The sequence below is a fragment of the Armatimonas sp. genome (assembly GCF_043760365.1).
GTDB lineage: Bacteria > Armatimonadota > Armatimonadia > Armatimonadales > Armatimonadaceae > Armatimonas.
Genome location: NZ_JAYUPA010000724.1, coordinates 1 through 3,641 on the forward strand (window position 1 = coordinate 1; position 3,641 = coordinate 3,641).

Here is a 3,641-nt window from a genome sequence, read left to right on the forward strand (position 1 = left end):
CCGTGTTCTCAAGCCGGTCACAGACCAGCCGGAGGGCCTGTCGCCGCTCAGGAGTCAGCATCTGCTGTAGTGCGTCCTCTCCAACACGTGGCAAGATCCGCACTAGCGCCGCATGAAGGGAGCGCAGGCGTTCCGGCGGCGCCGACGGCTCCAGCCAGACGAGGAAATCAAGGAGCAGTGGTGCGGATTCTGTCAGGCAGCAGAGTCCGAGAATCGGGCTCAGTGCCTCCGTTGTTTGTGCAATGGCGCGCTCCCGTGGCAGGTTGAAAATAAGGGTGCAAACAAAGACGAGAGGGACTAGGAAGACGAAGGCGAGCCACAAGATCAATGCGAACCCTGCTAGGAACATAAACGCTGTGGGCGGATTGCCATTAAAGAAGCCAGACGAAAACAGCAATGCTACCAAAAAGAGAGTCAATCGGCCCCCGAACTTTCCCAGTCTCTTCCAGGGCATTCGAACCGTTTTTAGGTGGTGGACTCGGTGCTGAACGGAGCGGTGGATTGTCTCTAGGGCTTCTTCGGGCGCAAGCTGTTGGAGAGGCATGGCTACTTCTCGGTTAGGAACAGGACGGGGCCGAGGGTGTCGCGGGGGAAGGCAGTTCCCTGGATGTTGTAGGTCTCCTGGCCTCGGGCGACGGTGCGTAGCGGGGTGTTATTGGGCTTGGTGGTGGCGATAACGGAGAGGCGAACCGGGCCGAGGGGGGCATCGGCGGTGACTTTGAGAGTGAGTGTGCCCTCCGTCTTGCCCTTAGGGATCGTGAGCACGTCGGCGCTGAGGCCGGGCGTGGGGGCGAGAGTCACGGTTACGTCGTCGTCCCAGTGGTCTCGGGTGATCTTGACACTGAGGGGGAGGCTCTTGCCACGGGCGAGGGCGCTGGTGTCCGGCGTGACAGTGGCAGCGAGAGCGAGAACGGCGGGCGTGAGGTGAAGACGATAGCCGAAGGCATCGCCGCCCCGGCCATGCAGATCGCGGACGGCGACCGTGTACTCGCCAGGTTCTAGAACGCGCGGAATCCAGCCGTCTTGGCCGCGTCCGTCGTCGTCGGCTTGGAGCAAGGTTCCCTTGGCATCGTAGAGCGCGATCTCTGGGTCGGCGGGAGTGCCGAGGCGGCGGGAGAACACTTCCAGTGGCGCATAGGCCTTCTGCTCGATTTTGAACGTGAAGAAGTCGGTCTTGCCCTCGCGGAACTTGCCGTTCACCACGCAGGGCCAGGGGACACTTTGGGCAGATGCGAGGCTGTCGCAACCGTCTTTGGCGAGCACCTCGGGCCAGCTGCTCGCCTGAAACGGGCGGGCGTTTAGTGCGGCGCCGATTGCGAGCTGTTGTGTCTCGGGGGCGTCCTGGGGCAGCGCGATCCTCTGGGGGGCGCTGAGATTGGCTCCGGTCGCCGTGACGAGCACACTGGTGCCGCGCTGACCACCGAGCGGGAAGATTCCGGTGGCATGAGGAACCGTGCCAAGGCTCAGCCGGTAGACCGAGCGCACATCACCGCGCCAGTTGAGATCGCGAAAAATCGCGGTGTACTCACCGTCTTTTTCGGGCGTGAAGAGAATGAGCGGATCCCAGCGGTAGTAGTCATCGCTCGTGCCCTCCGACGAAGCCACGAGCCTGCCGCTGCTCTCGCGAATCTCCAGGTAGCCCTTCAGCCAGGAGTCCCCGACCGAGCCAAGCACGCGCAGACCACTCACCTCACAGACGAGTTTCTCGCCCGCCTTGGCCGAGAACCTGAAGCTGTCCCGGTCCGGGTTCTGAGAGATACGTCCATTGATCGTGATCGGCAACGTGATGGCCTGCGGCGTGGTGTCGTCGTTGGGCTCTTTCTCCAGCGCCTCGGGCAGCATCCCCACCTGGAAATAGCGCACGTTGGAGAGCCCGGTTGCATCGAGAAAACGCAGCTCATAGATGCCTGGCGCGGCATCAGCCGCGATTGCGATCTGTGCCGTGCGCACTGCCCCGTCGCCACCCGGCTGGAGTGTCACGGTGAGCCCCGGCGACGCCACCCAGGCTCCACTGACATCTTTTAATGCCTCGCCGGAGAGTGTCACGCTTACGGTTTGCCCCCGTTGCCCGCCCGTGGGATAGAGCGCCAGCACACGCGGCGCGGCGAAGGCGGGCAGGGAGAAGAGTATCGCCAGCAGCCCCACGCACCACCGCATTAGCCGAGTTCCTTGAGGGGCACTCCCGTGTCCAAAAGTCGCGTCGGGCGGCCCTGGGGCGTGTCGTAGACTTTCTCACCGTCTATGCCGAGCTTGGCGAAGATGGTGGCCGCGATCTCGTTGGGATGGACGGGGCGCTCTTTGGGCTCCCCGCCTTTTTCGTCGGTCTTTCCGATCACCTGCCCACCAGGGACGCCTGCGCCCGCGAAAAGCGCACAGCCTGTCTGCGGCCAGTGGTCGCGGCCCGCCAGCGCGTTCACCTGAGGTGTCCGCCCGAACTCGCCCATACAGATCACGAGAGTCTCGGCGAGCAGGCCGATCTTGTGCAGGTCCTCAATCAGTGCGGAGAGTCCCTGGTCCAGAGGGGGAACCAGCCAGCCCTTGCAGGCTTTGACGTGGTCCGAGTGCGTGTCCCAGCCGCCGTGGCTGACCGTCACGAAGCGCACCCCCGCCTGCACGAGCCGCCGCGCCAAGAGGCAGCCCTGCCCGATGCTATGGCGTCCGTAGCGATCTCTCACTTCCTTGGGCTCCTCCTGGAGCGCGAAGGCTTTCTTGGCGGCAGGTGACGAGATCATGTCGTAGGCGCGGTGGTAGAACTCGTCGCGGCTGCGGCTCTCGGGCGTGTTCTCGAAGCGCCGAAACGCGCCGTCCACGGCTTCGAGCAGCGAGCGTCGTCCCTCAAGCCGCTCTAGGGTCATGCCACCCGGGAGCGCAACATCGCGCACGGAGAAGTTCGTCTCGTTGGGATCGCCGCCCACGGAGAACGGCCCGAACGCCGCCTCTAGGTAGCCGGACTGCCCGTAGCCAAAGGCGAAGTTATTGCCGGGAATCGAGACATACGGCGGCATCGGCCCCACGCCGCCCAGCTCTTTGCCCACCACGGAGCCCAGGGCGGGGTAGACGAGCGACGGATTAGGAGTCCAGCCGGTGAGCAGCAAGTGGCAGGCCCGCTCGTGGGCACCCTCGCCGTGCGCCAGCGTGCGTAGCAGGGTCACTTTGTCCATCTGCTTGGCAAGCTGGGGCATCAGCTCGGAGATCTCCAGCCCGGGCACATTGGTTTTAATTGCCCCAATCTCGGTCTTTATCCCCGAAGGCGCGTTTGGTTTGGGATCAAAAGTCTCGTGCTGAGGCGGGCCACCATCGAGCCAGACCAAAATCACGTGCTTGGCTTTGGGAGCCGCCGCGTAGGCTTTCTCCAGCCGAAAGAGATCGGAGAGGCCGAGCGAGAGCCCCAGCATTCCCAGCGAGCCGACTCTCACAAAATCACGACGGCTATGTTGTTTCCAGCAACCCATTTTGGCGTCTTCCTTGCAGCGCAGTCTGAGCTGATTGTACCGCAAAGTGAAAACTCACAAAGTGTAAACTTATGAGGGAAGGAGGCAGATGCCGTTTTTGTGAACCGTGAAGCCCAGTCGCTCGATACCTTCGGCCTGCTTGCCCCAGTCGGCCAAGCGATCGTTGGTGATCAGCGGCGCATTGTGGGC

At 63.2% G+C, this 3,641-nt stretch carries 3 protein-coding genes; all 3 read right to left on the minus strand.

The annotated features are described in order from the left end of the window. Nucleotides 1-544: hypothetical protein (locus ACH2EH_RS17105; RefSeq protein ID WP_395143454.1), on the minus strand; the 544-nt coding region annotated here is incomplete at its 3' end. 2 nt (nt 545-546) lie between these two features. Then, nucleotides 547-2,157 carry a hypothetical protein gene (locus ACH2EH_RS17110; protein WP_395143456.1) on the minus strand — a complete coding sequence of 537 codons (1,611 nt, stop codon included), beginning with the start codon at nt 2,155-2,157 and terminating at the stop codon, nt 547-549. Next, nucleotides 2,157-3,452 (minus strand): DUF1501 domain-containing protein, encoded by a 1,296-nt coding sequence (locus ACH2EH_RS17115; protein ID WP_395143458.1) that lies wholly within the window; start codon nt 3,450-3,452, stop codon nt 2,157-2,159. The genes ACH2EH_RS17110 and ACH2EH_RS17115 overlap by 1 nt, the downstream gene beginning before the upstream one ends. Nucleotides 3,453-3,641 lie beyond the last annotated feature (189 nt).